The 15049-nt window shown below is 68.4% G+C and carries 10 protein-coding genes and 1 pseudogene; 5 read left to right on the forward strand and 6 right to left on the reverse strand.

Translation table 11 applies throughout. The features are described 5' to 3' along the window. The first annotated feature begins 156 nt into the window (after positions 1–156). Positions 157–372 (forward strand): hypothetical protein, encoded by a 216-nt coding sequence (locus tag AMK33_RS35575; protein WP_073937172.1) that lies wholly within the window; start codon positions 157–159, stop codon positions 370–372. Positions 373–444: 72 nt separating this feature from the next. On the opposite strand, the gene AMK33_RS35580 is transcribed toward AMK33_RS35575, so the two are convergent. From AMK33_RS35580 to AMK33_RS35595, 4 genes are all read right to left on the reverse strand, one after another. Next, the gene (locus AMK33_RS35580; protein WP_073937161.1) at positions 445–891 is read right to left on the reverse strand and encodes a MarR family transcriptional regulator; all 447 of its coding nucleotides are present in this window, start codon (positions 889–891) and stop codon (positions 445–447) included. Continuing rightward, a complete protein-coding gene (locus AMK33_RS35585) occupies positions 888–1385 on the reverse strand; it encodes a MarR family winged helix-turn-helix transcriptional regulator (protein ID WP_073937162.1) in 498 nt (165 codons plus the stop codon). Before AMK33_RS35585 ends, AMK33_RS35580 begins: the two co-directional genes overlap by 4 nt. Before the next feature lie 110 nt (positions 1386–1495). Next, complete coding sequence (locus tag AMK33_RS35590) at positions 1496–1708, reverse strand: DUF397 domain-containing protein (RefSeq protein ID WP_073937163.1); 213 nt, start codon at positions 1706–1708, stop codon at positions 1496–1498. After that, the gene (locus tag AMK33_RS35595; protein WP_073937173.1) at positions 1705–2496 is read right to left on the reverse strand and encodes a helix-turn-helix domain-containing protein; all 792 of its coding nucleotides are present in this window, start codon (positions 2494–2496) and stop codon (positions 1705–1707) included. Before AMK33_RS35595 ends, AMK33_RS35590 begins: the two co-directional genes overlap by 4 nt. 233 nt (positions 2497–2729) lie before the next feature. Between AMK33_RS35595 and AMK33_RS44280 the strand changes: the two are divergent. Beyond that, positions 2730–2882: pseudogene (locus AMK33_RS44280) on the forward strand (ATP-binding protein); the annotation flags it as partial. Between the two features lie 156 nt (positions 2883–3038). Here the strand turns inward: AMK33_RS44280 and AMK33_RS35605 are convergent. After that, positions 3039–3659 (reverse strand): hypothetical protein, encoded by a 621-nt coding sequence (locus AMK33_RS35605; RefSeq protein WP_073937165.1) that lies wholly within the window; start codon positions 3657–3659, stop codon positions 3039–3041. Between the two features lie 84 nt (positions 3660–3743). Continuing rightward, entirely contained in the window at positions 3744–4235 is a 492-nt protein-coding gene (locus AMK33_RS35610; protein ID WP_073937166.1) for a hypothetical protein, read from the reverse strand. 1279 nt (positions 4236–5514) lie between these two features. Between AMK33_RS35610 and AMK33_RS35615 the strand changes: the two genes are divergently transcribed. The 3 genes from AMK33_RS35615 to AMK33_RS35625 all read left to right on the forward strand — a co-directional run bounded on the left by AMK33_RS35615 (position 5515) and on the right by AMK33_RS35625 (position 14869). Then, entirely contained in the window at positions 5515–13149 is a 7635-nt protein-coding gene (locus AMK33_RS35615; protein WP_235618292.1) for a golvesin C-terminal-like domain-containing protein, read from the forward strand. A 128-nt stretch (positions 13150–13277) separates the two neighbouring features. Beyond that, on the forward strand, positions 13278–14240 hold the full coding sequence (locus AMK33_RS35620; RefSeq protein WP_073937168.1) for a hypothetical protein: 963 nt from the start codon (positions 13278–13280) through the stop codon (positions 14238–14240). Positions 14241–14356: 116 nt separating this feature from the next. Then, complete coding sequence (locus tag AMK33_RS35625) at positions 14357–14869, forward strand: SMI1/KNR4 family protein (protein ID WP_143203890.1); 513 nt, start codon at positions 14357–14359, stop codon at positions 14867–14869. The last annotated feature ends 180 nt before the right edge of the window (positions 14870–15049 follow it).

The raw sequence follows: 15049 nt of genomic DNA on the forward strand, positions 1-15049 counted from the left end.
GGAGCCCCGGTAGTAAAGCTGGTAGAGCACCATGTCCCAGTCGCTCCCTGGCCGGTCGGTGCCCTGTGAAATACGGATGCGGTGGCTCGGTGTGTCGCACAGGATCGAGGGTTGTCCGTCCTCCCCTTGGACACCTCCCCTTGGATCGGAGCCCGCGTGATTCGGCGCGTCACCGTCCCTGCCCTCTTTCCGCCGCCCGCCTACTCCCACGTCTCCGCCGTCGAGGCGGGGACCAGGCTGGCGTTCCTCGCCGGGTCGGTTCCGCTGGACGCCGAGGGGGAGCCGGTCGGTGTGGCCTGTCTCGGGTATGCCGGGCAGCTCGTGGAGATCACGGCGACGGCGGTCGTGCCGGACACCGGCGCCGGCTCGTGAGAAGCCGACTCGTGAAGGGCGGCGACCGGACGGTACGTCTGCGCAGGGCGGGGACGGTCCGGGAGTGGGCGGTCACTCGGACAGTGCCGCCAGTTCCGCGTTGGCGCGCTCGGTGACCAGGGCGAGGACGCGGCCCGCGGCGGCCAGGTCCTCGGCGGGTATCCCGCCCCAGATGCGGGCGGTGACGGGGGCGGTCTGCGCGCCGACGGCGGCGGTCAGCTCGCGCCCCGCCTCCGTGGGACGGAGGTACGCGCCGTCCGCGACGAGCAGTCGCCTGTCCAGCAGTACGTCGATGGCGGCGCGGATGTCGGCGGGGTCGGCCTTGACGTCGCCACGGATCCGGGCGACCAGGTCGTCCGGTGTCCGCGGGGCGTCGGCGGTGACGGCGGCGCGCAGGGTGAGCTGCTGCTGGAACGTGAGGCCGTGCAGGGCGAGGAAGTGCTCCAGGACGCCGCGGGCGGCGTAGTGGGCCCGGCCGAGGGCGCGGCTGTCGGCGACGGGTGCGGTGGTGGTGGTCATGGTGGTGTCCCCTTGGTTCTCTCGTCGGTCGGTGCGGAGGGTGGTGCGAGAGGTACGTCGAGCAGGGTCGTCAGTTCGTCGGTGAACGCGCGGGTCCGTGGGGCGTCCAGGCCGCCGAGTGGTTCCAGCAGCTGCTGGTGCAGGTTCTGGACCACCTCGATGGCCTGTCGTGTGACGGTCTGGCCCTGTTCGGTGAGGGTGAGCTGTACGGCGCGGGGGTCGCGGGGGTCTCGGGTGCGGTCGATCAGGCCGGCTGCTTCCAGGGTGCGGGCCAGCTTTGAGACGTACAGCGCTTCCATGCCGGTGTGGTCGGCGAGCCGGCGCTGGCTGGGGCGTTCACCGGTGCGCTGCATGCCGTGCAGCGACGCGACCAGGGAGTACTGGGCGTGGGTGAGGCCCAGGGGGGCGACTGCTCGGTCGACTGCGACGCGCCACTTGTTGGCGAGGCGCCATACCAGGAAGCCGGGCGTGGAACCCGGTGAACCCTTGCTCATGCCAAATAGAGTACATGGCTACTATGCGCATGACTACTATTTCCGGGCGATCACGCCAGTGCCCCGTGACCCATGTTCAGCGGTCACGGGGCACTGCGGTGCTCTTCGCCCTACGCGGTGTGCCGAGCGGCGAACCCGATGAACCCCGCCCACGCCTCCGGCGCGAGGCTGACCATCGGCCCCACCTTGTCCTTCGAGTCACGCACGTGCGCCGCGCCCAGCCATGAGGCGACCTCGACGCATTCGCCGCCCTCGCCGCTGCTGTAGCTGCTCTTGGTCCAGGCCGACTCGGGCACGATCCCGACAGAGTCTTCGACGCTCATGTCTCCCCTGGCAACTTCTCAACGAGGGCCAGCGATTCACGCGGACTGAGCGCTGCCGCCCGGAGGAGCCCGTACTGCTCTTCAAGCTCCCGGACGACCTTGCGCTCCGTGTAGAGGCGGCTGTCCTTGTGCACCTCTGCATAGCCGGTCCTCTGCCCTTCCGCCGTCTCGATCGACTCGATCAAGGTGAACGGACCAGACAAGCCAGCGTGCTCCTCCCGCTCCGTAGGCATCACCTGGATCTCGACGTTCCGCCTGTGGCCGTGGAGCAGGATCTGCTCCGACTCTCCCCGCGTCACGCCCCGGCCGCCAAGGGGGCGACGCAGTACTGACTCCTCGATCACGAAGCTGATGATCGGCACCGGTGTCCGACCGAAGATCTCCTGTCGGGCCAGCCGAGCCACAACGCGCTGCTCGACGGTCTCCGCGTCCAGCAGCGGGCGCCTCGTCGTGAACACCGCGCGGGCGTACTCCTCCGTCTGCAACAGGCCAGGTACAGCCTGGTTGGCGTACACGTGGAGGACAACCGCCTGCGCCTCCGACCTGGCCGCATCCCGAAAGAACGCCGGATACTGAGCCCGCGCCACCTCCTCCTTCCCCGCCTTCAACAACCCACCCGCGTCGAGCAGTTCATCCGCGTTGTCGATGAACTTGGGCGGCGGAATCCGCCTCCCCCGCTCAAACGAAGCAATCGTCGACGCGGAGTACCCCACCCTGCTCCCCAGGGTCGCCCGATCCAGCCCCGCCCGCTCCCTGCACAGCTTCAACTGCCGCCCGAAGACGTGCAGAAGGCCTCCTGCTCCTGCCCGTCCACCTGCTGCCGCTGTCCCTCCACGTCCGGCACCTCCCGTACGTACTCGCCGAACACCCCGCTCAGTCGTCGCGCACGCGACCAACCGGCCCCGCGAAGCCCCCGTCACGGTCCACCCCGTGTACAAGGCCCACGACATCGACGTACAGCAACCGCCGGTCAGTGCGTCACGCCTGTTCAACGTTACGCACGGTTCGCCACCGTTACCCCATGAAGTCGGCGACTCCCCCGCAAAGGCGCACGCCCCACCCGACCCGCACGTTCGCGATGCAGTTCACCTCGACCCCGCGAGGCGCCCGCCTGGCCCGCCGGCTGGTCTCGCACCGCCTGCACGCCTGGGGCCACGTCTACACCTCAGGGGTCCTCTCGGGAAGTGACGAGAAACCTATGGCGCGGGGTCGGGGTCGGGTCTGTCACAGGTCGGTGGCGTGAACGTCCGCTCCCCCACCGGGTCGGACTTCTCCGCCCCCTCCCCATCAACGATTCTCGGTGCGGTCCCTCGGCCGTCCCTTCGGCCGGTCACCATTCCGAGCCGCCGCAGTTGCTCGCGGAACATGACGCCTCCGGCCGCGAGGGCGTCCACCAGGGGTACACCCGTCTCCTCGATCCCCTCCCCGTCCTGCGCGGGGCCGGCCGAGTCGCGGACGGAAGCGGTCTCCTGCTCCCGCTCGGCGGTCTGCCGCCGACTGTCCGGCTCCTGCCGCGCCCGGGCGAGCGTCTCCTCCGCCCTGGCGCGCTTCTCCTCAACGCCTGGTAGATGCGGCTGTTGTCCCTCGCGCGGGCCTCCAACCGTGCCGCGCCACTGATCCGCTGCCCCTCGGCCGTCCGCCGCCGCCACCCTTCCACCAGGTCCCGCAGCTCGTCGGCGGCCTCCGGGTGTTCACCCAGCAGCCCGACGAAGCGCGCGATCCACCGGCCCCGCAGCGGCCCGGTGGCATCGGGCCCGTCGCTCTCGGCGGCGGCGAGCGCGGTGGTCCGGGACGCTTCCAGTTCGCGCCCGACCTCCTCGACGACCCCCGGCCGGAACCGGCGCCGGACGGTCACCACGCCGCCCCGCGTCTGCTGCCGGCCCTCGGCGACGAGCAGTGTGACCAGGGACGTACCCGCCGTACCGGCCGGTGTGAGCAGAGTGGGACCCATCGCAGCCCCCGAACGTTCGCAACGACGCCCCCACCGCAGCCCAACACTCGCTGTCCGTGACGTCGTTGGCGCTCGCGATCGCCATCACGATGAAGGGGTTGGTGCGAGCCGTTCGCCCGCGCAGGTGGCGCGGCCGTAGGTGCCCGACGCGGTGGCGCTCTGGACGTGGGCGCCGCGGACGGCGAGGGCGCAGCGCGCCTGTCCACCCTTGTCGTCGAGGACGATGCTGATGGTGGGCGGCTGGCCCAGCGGCACCCGGACGGTCTTCTCCCAGGGCAGCTCGATGTCCTTCTCGACGGTCGCCCTGCCCTCCTCGCTGCGGGCGAGGTAGCTGACGTCGACGTTGCCGTCGCCGGTGATCCGGTACGTCACGGCGGCCGTCGGTGCCTTCGGCTGCTCCGGGCGGGGGTCGCTCCCGGTGCCGAGGACGCCGTACAGGACGAAGCCCAGGCAGACGACGAGGATCGCGCCGGCGGCGATGAAGCCCGCCCGGTCGCCGCCCCGGCGCTTGTCGGTCGATTCGCCGGCCGGGGCGTCCTTTTCCGTTGTTTCTTCCGTGCTTTCGGTCGTCGACATGGAGGCCGGCTTTCGTCGGGCGCAATTTCCGCGCGTGCTTCCGGTACGGAACCGGGCGGTTATACACCATGCGGAATACGCGGCGCCACCGAGAAGACAAACGGGGGCGAAGCGACCGCGTCCAGGGGCTTCAATGACCCCAAATGTCCAATCGCTTGACATGCCGTCATCCAACTGGTCAATAATCCGGCCGCCGTTCGGAATTCCCCGTAACGGCTCGTTCGGCGCGCCCTTTTCGCGTACGGCGGGACAGGGGCCGCCGTTGTCGAAAGGTCATGACGTGAAGGTGCCGTACAGGAGATATCTCTCCTGTCTGGTGGTGGCGGCGATAGCGGGATCGCTCTTGCCGCAGGTCGCATACGCGGCCCCGCCATCGGAGCCCGAAAAGGGCGATGAAAAGGGGTTTTTCGATAGCGTCACCGACTGGTTCGGGGACGACGAGAAGAACCCCGAACCCCCGTCGTACGGTGAGCGTGGAATCGCGGACCGCCAGAAACTGCCCAAGGGAAAGAACGCGCCGAAGGCGAAGCGGGTCAAGGAGCTGACCGGCCTGCGGACGGCGAACGCCCGGTACTGGCGGATGTCCGACGGCCGTACCGAGGTGGAGCTGTCGGCGGTGCCGACGTCCTACCGGGACGGTACGGGCGAGAAGGCCGGGTGGAAGCCGATCGACACGTCGGTCGAGGCGTCGGAGACGAAGGGCTTCGACTTCGCGAACACGACGAACACGCTGCACAGCCGGTTCGGTTCGGACGCCGGGAAGCTGCTGCGGGTGGAGGCCGGTGAGGGCCGGTCGGTGACGATGGGCCTGGCCGGCGCGGACGCGCTGAAGCCGACGGCCAAGGGCGGCACGGTCACGTACGAGGACGCGATCGACGGCGCGGACCTCACCTACGAGGTGGGTGCCGGGCGCGTCAAGGAGAACATCGTCCTGGACGAACGGCCCTCCGGTCCGGTGAGGTTCACGTTCACGCTGGACGTGGACGGGCTGACGCCGAAGCAGGGCGAGGACGGTTCGATCCGCTTCTTCGGCGAGTCCGCGGACCCCGTGCTGGTGATCCCGGCCGGGTTCATGACGGACTCGAAGAAGGACGCCTCGTCGCCGTACGGCACCACGTACAGCACCGAGGTGAAGCAGCGGCTCGCCAAGGCCGGGGACGGCTGGACGCTGACCGTCACGCCGGACGCGAAGTGGCTGGCCGCGAAGGAACGCCGGTACCCCGTCACGGTCGACCCGACGATCGAGATCGCGCCGACGCCGACGACGGCGCAAGATGTGATGATCTCCTCGGACGGCCCGGCGTCGAACTACGACGACAACTGGCGGCTGTCGGTCGGCAACACCACCTCCGGATCGTCGCGCGCCCTGCTGCGGTTCCCGCTGTCCGGGATACCGGCCGGGACGCGCGTGGACTCGGCGGACCTGAAGCTGTACTACGACCAGACGCACACCACCTCCGGTGACGAGGTACGCCTGGAGGCGCACCGGGCCACCCAGGAGTGGAGCGAGGCGACGGCCACCTGGAACAGCGCCCAGGGCATCACCGGTGAGCTGTCCGGCACGTCCGTCGTCGTCGACGACGGGGACACGGGCCGCACCGCGGCGGTGGGTTCGTGGCCGGCGTCGGGGAACACCACGTACACGCAGCACGCGGTCAACCAGGACTACCTGTACAACAAGGACTCGGTGGCGGGTGACACGTACACCTGGCAGCCGAGCCTGCCGGAGGACGGCACCTACCAGGTCGACGTGCACAGCGTGCCCGCCGTCGACCGGGCGACCAACGCGCCGTACACGGTGACGTACTCCGGCGGGTCGAAGCAGTACACCGTCGACCAGAGCGCCGGCACCGGCGGTGTGTGGAAGCCGCTGGGCTCGCACCCGTTCAAGGCGGGCACGGCCGGCAAGATCGTCCTGGGTGACGCACCGGCCTCGACGTCCACCGCGGTCGTCGCGGACGCCGTGCGCTTCACCAAGGGCGGGACCGTCACCAAGAAGCCGGGCGAGGTGAGCACCTGGCACTCGTTCCCGGTGACGAAGACCGTCCAGCAGTGGATCGACGGCACCTACGACAACCACGGCTTCGTGGTCAAGGCCGGCGACGAGAGCGCCGACGCCCCCAAGGGCGGCCCCCGCTACGAGGGCAGCGAGTTCGGCTACGGCGGCGAGACGGCCAACTACCCGCGCCTGGTGCTGACCTTCGGGCGGCAGGGCGTGGCCCTCGACTCCCCGTCCGTGATCCACGCGACGGGCGCGGAGCTGCACTGGCCCGACTACCAGGACCCGGACGCCGGCTCCACCGGCGACGACCTGGCCGAGTACCAGGTCCACCGCTCCGTCTACCAGTCGTTCACGCCGTCGGCGGCGACGCTGGTGGCCCCCGTGGACGGGTCGGCGAACGCCTTCACCGACACCACGGCGGTACCCACCCCGGCGGACAGCGCCGATCCGTTCGGCCGCGCCTACTACTACATGGTCGCGGTGAAGACGAAGGACGGGCAGGTCATCGGCTCGCCCACCCAGCTCGTGCGGCTGCCGAAGGCGGGCCGCACCACGAAGGTGATCACGGCCGGCCAGGACACCACCCTGTCCTCCGCGCAGCCGACGGCCGCCCACGACTCGTTCGACGAGTACGGGCCGCAGCCGTGGCTGACGGTCGGCAACAACTCCACCACCTACGGCGACACCCGCGCCCTGCTGGACTTCGGCGACCTCGGTGTCCCCGCGTCCTCGCGCGTCCTCCAGGCCACGGTCCGCCTCTGGGGCACCCAGTCGACGCGGAGCGCCGAGGGAGCGGTCTACGAACTGCGTCCGCTCACGCGGGACTTCGACGAGAGCGCGACCTGGAACAAGGCCACCTCCGGCACCGCCTGGACCGCGCCCGGCGGTGACGTCGGCGCGGCGGTCTCCGACGTCGGCGCGATGAGCAACGACCCGGCCCGCCACGACTGGGACGTCACCTCCCTGGCCCAGGGCTGGGTGACCGACCCGGCCGGCGGGCACGGGGTCGCCATCAAGACGGCGGACGAGGCCGCCGCGCAGGAGCGCTCGGTCTTCCTGTCCTCGGAGGCGCCCGAGCAGCGGCTGCGGCCCAAGCTCGTCGTCACCTACGTGGACGAGACCCCGGAGTCGACGTACTACGCGCCGGGCACGCCGGCCCGGATGACGCCCAACTCCACCTACACCGTCGACGTCACCCTCACCAACACCACCGACCAGCAGTGGACGGTGGCCGGTCACGAGCTGACCTACCGGTGGTCCCTGCCGGACGGCACGGACGCCACCACCGGCGGCAACCAGGTCCGCACCGCGCTGCCGCACGACCTCGCCCCCGGTGCCTCCGTCACCATCCCCGCGCAGGTCAAGACGCCGATCAACTCCGACTCCGGCAACAAGCGCACCGAGTACACGCTGACCTGGGAGGTCCAGGACACGGCCGGTACGGCGGCGGAGGTCACCGGCCTCACCCAGCACGTGGCCGTGGAGGACCCGACCTCCAACCAGCTCGGCCTGGAGAAGTTCTACTCCTACACCGGCAAGAACACCGGCGCCGGCTCGACGGTGATGAACAACCTGGCGGCCGGGAACAGCGTGTGGTCGTACAACGCGTTCACCAACCCCGGCCGAGGGCTGAACACGTTCTTCCGGGTGGCGTACAACTCGCTGGACACCTCGGACACGGTCTCCGGGCACGGCTGGTCGTTCCAGGCGTCGGGCCCCATCCGGCTGGGCGCGCCGCTGGACTTCCACCCCAACCCGCACCCCACCGAGATCCGCCTCCCGGACGGTGACGGCACCACGCACGTCTTCCGCAAGCAGGACGACGGCACGTGGAAGGCCCCCGCGGGCGTCCACTACCGGATCACGTCCAAGGAGGGCCTGGACTGCACCCCGGCCAAGGACCCGGTCCTGGACGCCTGGACGCTCACGCGCCCCGACGGCACCCGCTTCCTCTTCGGCTGCGACGGCTACATGACGTCCGCGGTCGACAAGAACGGCAACACGCAGACGTTCACGTACGAGGAGCGCAAGTCCAACAACAAGCCGACCAAGTTCCTCCGGTACATCACCGACCCGGCCGGCCGGCAGTCGCTCACCGTCGACTACTACGACAAGGCCGAGGCGACCAGCCCGAAGATCGAGGACCACATCCAGTCGGTCACCGACATCTCGGGCCGCAAGCTCACGTTCGAGTACTCGGACAAGGGCCTGCTGACCAAGATGACCGACGGCGCGGGCTCGGCCCAGCCGAAGGTCTTCGCCTTCACGTACGACGCCACGCAGGGCAACAAGAACGTCAAACTCGTCACCGCCACGGACCCTCGCGGCAACGCCACGAAACTGGCGTACAACGAGCCGTCGGCCGGGGACGACCCGAAGTACCACTGGTGGACGAAGACCATCACCGACCGGCTGGACGGGGCGACCGGGTTCACGTACGCGGTGAACGCGGCGAACACGAAGTTCACCGACGCCGAGGTGACGGACGCCGAGTCGCACACCACCTCCTACGTGGCGGACGACTTCGGCCGCCCGGTGCAGACGACGAACGCCAAGTCCCAGACCACGAAGATGAGCTGGGACGCGGACAACAACGTCACCTACCTGGAGGAGGCCAACGGCGCCAGGACGGCTTACTGCTACGACCAGAAGACCGGCTACCCGCTCTGGTCACGGGACGCGGAGACCAACAAGTCCGGTGTCCCGGACGCCTCGGAATGCGCTCCGGGCACGTACCCGGCCGACTCGCAGCGGTACAGCTACCAGACCCGCGCCGACGGCTACGCGGCCGACCTGTCCACCAAGACCTCCCCGGAGGGCCGCACGTGGCAGTTCGGCCATGACGCCTTCGGCAACCTGAAGACGGTCACCGACCCCAAGGGCGTCGCGACGGCGACGGCGGACGACTACACGACGTCGTACGAGTACGACTCCCACGGCCAGCTCACCAAGGCGACGGACGCCAACGGCAACCCGACGACCAACAGCGACTTCGGTCCCACGGGTTATCCGGCGAAGATCACCGACGCACTGGGCGAGTCGACGTCGTTCGTCTACGACCAGCGCGGTCAGGTCACCGAGGTCACCGACGCGCTGGGCAAGAAGACCACGCAGACGTACGACGCCTTCGGTCGGCCGAAGTCGGGCACGGTCGCGAAGGACCAGGACGCGGACGTCTTCATCACCGCGCCGGCCCCGGTCTACGACGCCAACGACAACATCACCGAGTCGACGTCGCCGAACGGCGCGGTCTCGACCGCGGTGTACGACGACGCGGACCAGATGACCTCGGCCACCGCTCCGAAGGACACCCCCACGTCCCCCGAGCGGCGGACCGCCTACACCTACGACAAGGTCGGCAACCTCAGGACCGTCACGGAGCCGAAGGGCACGCTGACCGCCTCGGACACCACCGACTACGTCACCACCAACCACTACGACGAGATCTACCAGCTCACCGCGGCGGTCAACACGGCCGGTGACAGGATCAGCTACGAGTACGACGTCGTCGGCAACCCCGTCAAGGTCGTCGACCCGAAGAAGAACGCCACCGCGGACACCACGGACCACACGTCCAAGATGGCGTACGACCTGAACCACCGGCTCACCACGTTCACGGACGCGGCGGGCAAATCCAGTTCGCGTACCTATGACCGGGACGGCCTCGTCCTCACGTCCACGGACCCCGAGAACAGCACCACCACCTACACCTACGACGAGCGGGGCAAGCAGGCCGAGGTCAAGGTCCCGTACGACGCGACCACGTTCCGCATCACGAAGTACGCATACGACCAGGTCGGCAACACCACCAAGGTGACAACGCCGCGGGGCACCGCGACAGCCACGGTGGACGACTTCGCCTCGCGTACCGAGTACGACGCGCTGAACCGTCCGGTGAAGCAGTACCAGCCGTACGACCCGAGCGACCCCCAGCACGACGACCCGAACGTCTACACGCAGACCGTGTACGACGCGCTGGGCCGGGTGGAGCGGCAGTCGCTGCCGCCGTCGGAGGGCCAGACGGTCCGCAACGACACGGTCTTCGAGTACTTCGACAACGGCTGGACGAGGAAGTCCACCGACCCGTGGGACATCAGCACGACGTACGACTACAACGAGATCGGGCAGCAGACGTCCCGTACCCTCACGTCGGCGGGCGGTTCCTCGGGCCGCACGATGACGCAGTCGTACTACCCCGACGGCAAGCTCAAGTCCAAGTCGGACGACGGCGTACCGGCGGGCAAGTCGGTTGTGCTCGTCGAGAATTCCGACACCCAGCACACCTCGGCCACGGGCACGTGGGCGACCGGCGACGTCGCCGGTCAGCAGGGCTACAACCACCGCACTCATGCGGCCGGTGCGGGCACGGACGCCTTCACCTGGACGCTGAACATCCCGAAGGACGGCACGTACACCGCGTACGCGAAGTACCCGAAGGTCACGGGCGCCGCGACGGCGGCGAAGTACACGCTGGCGCAGGGTGCGACGACCCACCCGTCGGTCAGCAAGGACCAGACGGCCGCCCCCGGCACCTGGGTGACGCTCGGTTCGTACAGCTTGAAGCAGGGCAATGACGCCACGCTGAAGCTGGAACAGAGCAGCTCGGGCGTCGTGGTCGCCGACGCCGTCAAGCTGGTGCGGGACACATCCGGCGAGACGGACGCCGAGAAGCGGACGTTCACCTACGCGTACGACGTCAACGGCAACATGACGTCGATCGACGACACGTCGTCGGGTGCGAGGATCGACGCGTACACGGTCGTCTACGACGGGCTGAACCAGGTACAGAAGGTGACCGAGGCCCTCGCGGGCCAGGAGAAGAAGGTCACGTCGTATACCTACGACGCGAACGGCCAGGCGGACACGGTCACCCACCCGAGCCAGTTCTCCAAGTACGCCTACGACTCGCGCGAGCTGGTCAAGTCGGTCTCCATCGGCGAGTCCGCCACAGACCCCTCGCCCAAGGTCACCACCTTCACGTTCACGGACCGCGGCCAGCGGCTCAAGGAGACCAAGGCCAACGGCAACACCGTCGACTTCACGTACCACCTCGGTGGTGAGCCGAAGTCGACCACTGAGAGGAAGCCCGACGGCACCCTCGTCTCCTCACACACCTACGCCTACGACCTGAACGGCAACAAGGCGCAGGACGTCGCGAAGAAGATGAACGCCGACAACCACGCGGCGTACCTCGACTCCACGACGGACTACACCTACGACCCGGTGGGCCGGCTCGTCGAATCGGTCAAGACCGGCAACGGCGCGGGCACCGAGAAGTACGTCCACGACGACAACGCCAACGTCATCTCGCAGACGGTCAAGAACGTCACGACCACCTACGAGTACGACCGCAACCGCCTGCTGCTGGGCACCACCGGCGGCACGACGGCCACGTACAACTATGACCCGTTCGGCCGCCAGGAGTCGGTCACCTCGGGCGGCGAGGTCATCGAGAGGAGCGTGTACGACGGCTTCGACCACGTCGTGGAGTCCCAGAAGATGGACGCCACCGGCGCGATGAAGTCGACGAAGTACACCTTCGACCCGCTGGACCGCACCGCGTCGAAGACCGCGGACGGCAAGACGACCGAGTTCAGCTACCTCGGCCTGTCCACGGAGGTGCTGAGCGAGGAGGTTGCCGGCCAACTCACCAAGTCGTATCAGTACAGCCCGTGGGGCGAGCGTCTCTCCCAGGTCAAGCACAACACCGACGGCACGAGCGAGGACGGCTTCTACGGCTACAACTCGCACAACGACGTCGAGACGCTGACCGACAAGAACGGCGACGCCAAGGCGACGTACGGCTACACCGCCTACGGCTCCGACGACAAGTCGGAGTTCACGGGCATCGACAAGCCGGACGCCGCCGACCCGACGAAGCAGGAGTACAACCCCTACCGCTTCAACGCGAAGCGCTGGGACGCCCAGTCGGGTACGTACGACATGGGGTTCCGGGACTACAGCCCGGGGCTCAACCGCTTCACCACCCGGGACATGTACAACGGCGCGCTGGCCGACATGAACCTGGGCGCGGATCCGTTCACCGGCAACCGCTACTCGTTCGCCGGCGGCAACCCCACCAGTTTCGTCGAGCTGGACGGCCACTTCGCCATCCCGCTGATCTGGTACGCGGGTGCGGCGCTGGTCACGGCCCTGTACGCGGCGACGCCGTCGGGTCAGCAGAACCTGAACGACATGGCCATGGCCCTCGGCCAGCTGATGCCGTCGGCGGAAGACGTCTCTTCCTCCGGGTCGTCCAGCCGGACGGCCCCCGGGCCCACGCCGTCGCCGGCTCCCGGGCCGGCGCCCACCCCGCCGGGTGGGGGTGGCGGCGGTTCGAGCGGTCCGAAGGGTACGGCCACCGGAGCGGCGGTCTCCATGATCGTCCGGCTCTTCCAGGGCCTTTCGGCGCACAGCTCCGAGCCGGACACGTCGTTCCAGCGCAAGGCGATCGACAACGCCGGCAACGAGAACAAGAAGTGCCAGAGCTCCTCGGGCGCCAGCACCGTCTGGAACTCGCCCGTGGACGGGCAGGGGCGGGCGACAGGTGGTTTCGCCTGTCTGAACCCGTCCGCCCCGGCGACGAGGAACACGAGCGAACCGCAGGAACCGGTCGGCTGGAGCCTGCAGGACGAGGCGGACAACTGGAACCGGGCTCACCTGATCGCCCGGGAATTCGGAGGCACCCACCTCCGGAAGAACATCATCCCGACGACCGCCTACGCCAATCAGACGGAGATGCGGTCGGTGGAGTACGAGATCGAGAGACGGCTCAAGCTGGGCGAGCGGGTGTATTACCAGTCCGTTCCGATCTACATCCCGAACCGGGTGACTCCGATCGGCGTGCACATGTACGTGTCGAGTTCGTCGGGTACATTCTCACGGCTGATCAACAGCGGAGTTCACGACTGACGGACTCCGGAGTCATGAAACCGTTGGCTGACTGATCCAGCACGGCCGAGGCGATGGGGTGGGCGATCGCTGATCGTCCACCCCACCGCCGACACCGACGCCGGTCAGAGCCGATCAGAGAGGAACACATGAATCATCTCGACGTCGTCCGACTACTCGGCTTCGACGCCCCGGCACGACCGGAGGACGAGTACGGCCGGGTCGTTCCTGAGGACTTCGAGCTCCTGGTCCAGGCCATACCGGCCGGGGTCTTCGCAGGGTCCGTACTGCTCGAACGACCCGGCGCTCTCCCCGTACGCTCCCTCGAGGAGTTCATCCGGCCCACCTCCATGCGCATCGGAGACATGGAGCTGTCGCTTCGCAGCCGCGACCAGCGGCTGTGGCTGCCGCTCCACCCGGAGCCCGGCGGCATGGTGCCGTGGGGGCGCAGCGCAACCGACGGCGTGCTGCTGTGGGACACCACCGCCGACAACACCGCGGACTGGACGACCGTCGTCACGGACGACGATTTCCAGCTGTGGCTCGACCTTCCCTTCTCCGCCTCGGAGTTCGTGGGGCGGGCGCTGCTCGGACGTCCCGAGGGGGTTCCCGCGTTCGAGACCATCGAGGAATACGAATCGGGTTCCTTCTGGAAGGTCGCCGACGACATGCGGGCGACGGCCACGGTGCTGTCGAACCCGGACATCGACGCAGTGGAGGAGCTCGTCGCCCGGATCCGGAACATCGGTGTTCCGGGTATACGGCAGTACGCGCGGGAGCTCGTCGACGGGGCCGCGGAGAACACGAAGGTGCCGGACCTCGTGTTCCCGGAGGACTACCTGACAGTCATGCGGGAGTTCCCCGGCGGGGTGATCGCCGGAATGCGCGTGTTTCCCGTCGCCAAGGCCGCCTGGCTGACCGAGGACCCGGTGTTCCTGCAGTGGGGCGAACTGGAGGGCAGGGCTTTCGGCTGGCTCGCCCTGACGGGCGACCCGCAGGAGTGGCGCGTCGCCTACATCGAGCCAGGGGGCACCTCGCTCACCCACCTGGAGGAGCAGACCTTCGCCTCGTTCCTACGACGCCGGCTGCGGGGCGACGACTCACTGTTCTGACGGGGCGCCCCGCCCGGGGGCGGCAGCGCGTCACCCGGGGCGGACGTAAGGATGGATGCCCTGGCTCCACCTCGGCACCGACAACCAGAAGCCGGGAAGAGAACCTCATGGAATGGGTGAGTGAACTCATCTCCCTTACCGGTCGACAGTCCGAGCGGCATGAGGTGGATTGGGCGGACATCGAGCGCGAACTCGGAACACCTCTCCCGGGTGACTTCAAGGAGATCTGCGAAGTGTTCGGCCATGGTGCCTTCAGTGGATTTCTGGAACTACTGCCGGTGGACAGCACCAAACCGCACAGTCTGCTGGGGAGGTGGAATTCACTGAAGGATCAGTGGGACAGTCCGCAGGCGCAGACCCTTTTCGACCCTTATTCGGTCTTCGAGGGCAGCGGACTCATTCTTTGGGGACAGTCGATGACGGAAGCCGCGTATTACTGGCTGGCCGATACGTCGAAAAATCCCGAAGGATGGCCCATCGTCGCCCGGACTGCCCCTCTGGAGGACTGGCACCGATTCGACGGTGTTTCCACCTCGAAGTTCATCCACCAGGTCCTCACGGATCGGGAATTCCGCCCGTTCTCCATCGCAAGGAAAGTGGAGCGTCCGTTCTTCGACGCTTATCGCTGACCCGGATGCATTCGGGTATAACCTGGTCCGCCTCACAGCACGAAGGGCCCCTGCCACCACCCGTTCGAGCGTGGCGGCAGGGGTCTCGCACAGGTGGGAGGCCGCACGGTCGCCGCACCTGCCCCATCCGGCGCTCACGGTGATCGTCCGAACGCACAGGTGGGTTGCGTCCTGGGAAGT

It is taken from the genome of Streptomyces sp. CB02400 (assembly GCF_001905725.1).
Classification (GTDB): Bacteria; Actinomycetota; Actinomycetes; order Streptomycetales; family Streptomycetaceae; genus Streptomyces; species Streptomyces atrovirens.

Coding starts and splice junctions, on each gene's coding strand:
- AMK33_RS35580 (WP_073937161.1), bottom strand. CDS start 891: ATGACCACCACCACCGCACCCGTCGCCGACAGCCGCGCCCTCGGCCGG.
- AMK33_RS35585 (WP_073937162.1), bottom strand. CDS start 1,385: ATGAGCAAGGGTTCACCGGGTTCCACGCCCGGCTTCCTGGTATGGCGC.
- AMK33_RS35590 (WP_073937163.1), bottom strand. CDS start 1,708: ATGAGCGTCGAAGACTCTGTCGGGATCGTGCCCGAGTCGGCCTGGACC.
- AMK33_RS35605 (WP_073937165.1), bottom strand. CDS start 3,659: ATGGGTCCCACTCTGCTCACACCGGCCGGTACGGCGGGTACGTCCCTG.
- AMK33_RS35610 (WP_073937166.1), bottom strand. CDS start 4,235: ATGTCGACGACCGAAAGCACGGAAGAAACAACGGAAAAGGACGCCCCG.
- AMK33_RS35615 (WP_235618292.1), top strand. CDS start 5,515: ATGATCTCCTCGGACGGCCCGGCGTCGAACTACGACGACAACTGGCGG.
- AMK33_RS35620 (WP_073937168.1), top strand. CDS start 13,278: ATGAATCATCTCGACGTCGTCCGACTACTCGGCTTCGACGCCCCGGCA.